This window comes from Wolbachia endosymbiont of Madathamugadia hiepei, from assembly GCF_013366855.1.
Lineage (GTDB): Bacteria > Pseudomonadota > Alphaproteobacteria > Rickettsiales > Anaplasmataceae > Wolbachia.
The window spans coordinates 1-5,681 of the sequence record NZ_WQMP01000062.1 but is presented as its reverse complement, the minus strand read 5'-3'; the positions used below and the strand labels follow the sequence as shown (position 1 = coordinate 5,681).

Sequence of the window (5,681 nt, the reverse complement as noted above, 5' to 3'; positions counted from 1 at the left end):
TGGCATATTCTTTCTTCGGTAGCCAAATAGAAACTTTATAATGAATTTTGTCAGTAACCACTAGATTTTTTAGTTGCCATGCAACAAAGCCATCCTAGCGTCGCGCGCTGGGATGACAGCATTGTTGACTGGCAATTTAATTTGTCCTGTTACCATTGGTATTACAATTCAATCACTCTCCAAAATCAATTATATTTGAAAAATAGTCACTATCTATAACGTCATCACTTACACCATTAACGTGAATGAGGACTGGACGGCATGAAAAGCCTTTTGGACGGTTTAGTGTATCTATTTTCGTTTGTACTTCCTGTATTATTGAGTGACCAATTTTATTTTTTGAAAATTTGATTTCGCAAATGTAGAGAGTGTTAAACTTTGTTTGAATCATGTAATCGATTTGACATCCAGCACTATTGCTTGTCTTCCTCTGAAAGAATGGATTTTCGCTTACTATTCCATCAATTCCTAAGATATTATGTATGCTCTTTCTATTGTTAAGCACCAAATTTTCAAACTGAAGTCCGATGATTGTATGCCACTCTGGTAGAGATGCGAGCAACCCCATGGAGTAGGTATCGCGATTAATTTTTCCTAGATTTTTTTCAATATATTTTAGATAAAACCTTAAATAGTTATCTTGAAGTCTGTACCTTCTCAGTCGCGAATCAATACCCGTTTTTATATTCCAAGTGTGATCCTTTGTAATAAAACCAGCAAGCTCGAGCTCATATAGATACTCGGAAATGCGTCCGTGTCTCGCAATGTCTAAAGCAGCACAAATTTCTTCCTGTTCTTTAGCTCCAGTAGAAAGAGCCCTGACTATTTGCTTATAAAAAGCTGTTTTTCGCATGAATAAATCTGAAAATATTTGGTCAAATTCCTCAACTAAAAACCCGCCTTTCTAAAAACAAAGCTTTTTGATATTTTCTTTAGCACTATGTTTAAAATTTACCTCTTCTAAATACTTTGGAATTCCGCCGGTTACTGCGAGTACCTTAAACTTTTCGTATGCCGAAATATTCTTTGGCCAAAATCTATTGCAATCAGAAAGTGCTAATTCCCCAAGTGTTAAAGTCATCGATATTCTTCCTACAAAACCAGTGCTACTGAATATGTTTTTTTCGATCCAAGATGATGCAGATCCACACACAACAAAAATTAACTTGTTGTTATTTTTTAGCTGTGTATCCCAAAAATTCTTTATTTTGCCCAAAAAAGTTGGATCTTTTGAGCCCATCCAAGAGATTTCATCAAATAGCAGTAATATTTTCCCTGATAGTAGACGCTCGCCAACTGCCCATAGTAAATCGCTCCAGTTATCATACCTAGCAAAAGACGTGTGAAATTGCCTAGCAATTTGCCTAGAAAATTCATTAAGTTGGTGAGATATTGTAGTATGCTTCTCCGGCGGTAAACCTATAAATGAGTAATATTGCTCAAAATGCTTACCGAACTCTTGAATTAAGCTGCTTTTTCCTATACTACGTCTTCCTTTGACTACAACAAAAGAAGCGGTATTTTTTTCTTTAAGCTCCAGTAATTGCTTTAACTCAGCTTGCCTACCAATAAATGATGGAGACATAAAACACGAAATATAAATCTTTGTCTCCATTATGTGTGATAAAATTGGAGACGTAAGTAAATAAATTGTGATCTTTGTCTCCATTATGAGCTATAAAATTGGAGATATAAATAAATTGTGATCTTTGTCTCTCCATTATGTGTGATAAAATTGGAGATATAAACAAATTGCGATCTTTGTCTCCATCACGGGCTATAAAAGTGGAGACGTAAATAAGTTGTGATCTTTGTCTCCACTTTTTCTGGGTAAGGTCAACCAAACCCATCTAAAAAGCAAACTACAACTGTTCCTTCAGAGTCAGTTTAACTAATTTTAGAATGATTTAACATAAATCATTACAAAATGCCAAGAAGTAAATTAACAACAGAAAAAATAACATAAAAATCTTTTTACTTCAAAAGTATGCTATTTAATATAGTTTAAATCATTTAAATAGATTTATGCAGCGTATAGCCTCATTCTTTATATTATCGGCAATACTAATAAGCTGTGGCCTGCAAAAACCTGCACCTGTGCTGCTTAAAGGTGAAGAGTTTTATGGAAAAAGAGACCTAGAATATACAAGGGAATACCATTTAATTAGAGAGGATGTTGATTCTTCAATAAGAAAAGAGAATAGAAAAGTTGTCATAGATAAGGTATATAGAGATAATAATAAAGCGCAAAATGTGGAAATTGATGGGGTAAATTGTAAATTTATAATGCCAGTTAAAGGTACTGTTATTTCAACTTCTTCCTCTGATGAAGTATGTAAAGATGGAGTAAAAATTGCTGCTCAAGGCGGAACAAATGTAGTTGCTTCTGCACCTGGTAAAGTGATATACGTAGGCAAAGGGCTGAGGTGGTATGGAAATTTAATTATAGTAGAACATAAAGATAATTATGTGACTGTGTACTCCTATTTAAAAAACATACACGTTGAAATTGGTGATAAAGTAAAACAGGGTCAAGTAATTGGGTCTGCAGGTAAGTCAAGTACGCAGGATAAAGATCCGCAGATATGCTTTACAATACGGCATAACGGTCAAGCGGTTGATCCCTTGAAGCATATGAACTGTAATTGAATTTGGATTTATATGAAATATGATTTTAAAAACGTTGAAAAATTTTATCAAGATAAGTGGAACTTTTCTGTGAGCAAAAATAGTAAGCAAGAGAAATGTTACGTGTTGGAGATGTTTCCATATCCATCTGGAAAAATTCACATGGGACACCTGCGCAACTATGCAATAGGAGATGTGATAGCGCGTTATAAGAGAGCTTGCGGATTTGAGGTTTTGCACCCAATTGGCTGGGATGCGTTTGGGTTGCCAGCTGAAAATGCAGCAAGGGATAATAATATTAGCCCTGCGGCACGGACGAAAGAGAATATAGATAGTATGCATGCGCAGCTTAGATCTATAGGTCTTTCTTATAATTGGGAGCGTGAACTCTCCACATGTGAGCCTGACTATTACAAACACGAACAAAAATTTTTCCTGGATTTTTTAAAGCATAGGCTTGCCTACCGAAAAGAGTCGTGGGTTAACTGGGACCCGGTAGACCAAACAGTGCTTGCAAATGAACAAGTAGTCGACGGAAAAGGATGGCGGTCAGGCGCGGTTGTTGAAAAACGTAAGTTATCCCAATGGTTTTTAAAGATTAGTGATTTCGCTGAAGATTTGCTCAAGTGTTTACAAGATTTAAAAAATTGGCCAGAAAAAGTCAAAACAATGCAAGAGAATTGGATAGGAAAATCCGAAGGGGTCACCATAGAGTTTGAAATAGTTGGTCTAAATAAAAAATTAAAGATTTTTACAACTTCTCCTCATACTTTGTTTGCAGCTTCTTTTCTTGCGGTAGCAGCAGAGCACCCTATTATGCAGGATATCATGCCTCCAGATGCTCCTGAAGTTTTGTCATCCCAGTGCTCCGACACTGGGATCCAGCAAAAAGATGAATGGATTCCAGCGTCACGCGCTGGAATGACAATTGATGGTATAAACACAAAGGGGGAAAATGACGAAAAATTTGGAATTTACACCGGATTGAATGTCAAACACCCATTCCTTGACAAGGAATTGCCGCTTTACATAGCGAATTTTGTATTGATGGAATATGGAGAAGGTGCAATTTTTGGGTGCCCTGCGCATGATCAGCGTGATTTTGAATTTGCACAGAAATATGACTTGCCGATTATTCCTGTAGTTCGTGAAGAGGGTGCACAAGCTACAGAGACCTTAAAAGAAGTATATACCAGCGATGGGGTAATGTTCAACTCTGAATTCTTAAACGGATTAACTGTCAGTAAAGCAAAGGAAGTAGCCATTAAAAAGCTTGAAGAAGGAGGAATAGGCAAAAAAACGATAAACTATCGTTTACATGATTGGGGAATTTCAAGGCAACGTTATTGGGGATGCCCTATACCTATTATATATTGTAAAGATTGTGATACTGCGCCAGTGCCAGAAAAAGACCTTCCCGTAGTTCTGCCAACGGATGTGGAATTTACCAGCGGTGGCAATCCGCTTGATAAACATCCAACTTGGAAATTCGTTGATTGCCCAAAATGCGGAAAACAAGCAGAACGTGAAACTGATACATTTGACACCTTTTTTGAATCTTCCTGGTATTTTGCTGCATTTTGTAGTGAAAATAAATCTATCAATAAGGATGCGTGTAATCGTTTTATGCCTGTAGATTATTATATAGGTGGAATAGAACATGCGATCTTGCACCTGCTTTACTCACGATTTTTCTGCCGCGCTTTGACCAAATGTGGTTACCTTGATATTAAGGAGCCTTTCTCTATTTTGATCACTCAAGGAATGGTCTGTCATGTAACCTACAAAGATGAGAATGGCAAATGGCTTTTTCCTGAAGAAGCAAAGGAATTGATGGCACAAGGTGCTGAGGTTCAAGTTGGAAAAGTCGAGAAGATGAGTAAATCAAAGAAGAATACAGTTGACCCGAATTTTATCATAGAAAAGTACGGTGCTGATACTGCTCGCTTGTTCGTATTATCTGACACTCCTCCAGAGAAAGATATGGAGTGGTCCGATGATGGCGTGGAAGGTTGTTCTCGCTACATAAATAAATTGTGGCGCATGGTAATGCAGCTAAGACCCGTGGACATGCGCTATGATAACGAAAATGTTACAGGTAAACTTTTAGAATACAGAAAAAAAATACATAAGCTCTTGCACGGACTGACAGATGACTTGGAAAGCTGCAGATTAAACTGCGTAGTGGCAAAATTCCGTGAAATGACAAATTTAATAGCTGAAATAGATGTGAAAGATGGAAAATCTCTTATTGATGAAGGTATATGTATACTAATCAGAGTAATAGAACCGTTCATACCACACCTGGCTGAAAACTTATGGCAAGAAATAGGAGGTGAAGGTATGCTATATCTAAAGCCTTGGCCACAGGCTACCAAATCATTACTGATTGATGATGTGGTGACCGTAGCAGTTCAGATCAATGGAAAATTACGTACAACAATCGAGGTGGCAGCCGACTTATCTCAAGAAGAATTAAAGAAAATAGCAATAGATTCTGTGTCCAATAGGATTGATCAAAGCAAAGTTCGCGCTATATATGCTGTACCAAATAAGATAGTAAACATAGTTATATAAAAATCTGAGTAGTGATCCTTAATTTCATAGTTATACTTTTTTTTGACATGTAGTTATACCTTTTTTTAATATAAAGGTTATATACTTGTGCATTATATATATTTTTTTTTGTATGAGGAGTTATATAAAAATGAAGAAATTATGCACCTTAGCTGTATTACTCACTTCATCTCTAGCGAGTGCAGCGGGTGATGTAGCGGCTAGTTTAGAAAGTCAGTATTACGCGCAGGTTTAACTTTGGTGCTGGATGGGGTGGTGGCTTTGTAGTGAAACCTAGCGTCGTTTTTGGTTATCATTATAACCAAAACTCCAAATTTGAACTTGAGGTTCTCAGTAACATTAACAATATTGCTAGTAAAGACAGGGTAGTAGGATCTAGTCTCTATGAAAAAAGTTTATCATGAGAAAATAAGGAAAGATGTAGCAAAAACTGGTAGTTTAACTTAGCTAAAAATAGAGAAACTACCAAATGGCAT

Annotated in this window: 4 protein-coding genes; 2 read left to right on the top strand and 2 right to left on the bottom strand. The window is 36.6% G+C overall.

Features of this window, described 5'->3' with window-relative positions; genetic code table 11:
* Positions 1-172: 172 nt before the first annotated feature.
* The gene (locus GO685_RS05575; RefSeq protein WP_246226392.1) at positions 173-853 is read right to left on the bottom strand and encodes an ATP-binding protein; all 681 of its coding nucleotides are present in this window, start codon (positions 851-853) and stop codon (positions 173-175) included.
* A 51-nt stretch (positions 854-904) separates the two neighbouring features.
* A complete protein-coding gene (locus GO685_RS05570) occupies positions 905-1,585 on the bottom strand; it encodes an AAA family ATPase (protein ID WP_246226390.1) in 681 nt (226 codons plus the stop codon).
* 440 nt (positions 1,586-2,025) lie between these two features.
* Here GO685_RS05570 and GO685_RS03035 point away from each other — a divergent pair, with 440 nt between their 5' ends.
* Together GO685_RS03035 and leuS are read left to right on the top strand one after the other, a co-directional pair.
* Positions 2,026-2,649: a murein hydrolase activator EnvC family protein gene (locus tag GO685_RS03035; RefSeq protein WP_175937520.1), complete on the top strand. Its 624-nt coding sequence runs from the start codon at positions 2,026-2,028 to the stop codon at positions 2,647-2,649.
* Between the two features lie 12 nt (positions 2,650-2,661).
* Complete coding sequence (gene leuS, locus GO685_RS03030; RefSeq protein ID WP_175937519.1) at positions 2,662-5,205, top strand: leucine--tRNA ligase; 2,544 nt, start codon at positions 2,662-2,664, stop codon at positions 5,203-5,205.
* Positions 5,206-5,681: the final 476 nt, after the last annotated feature.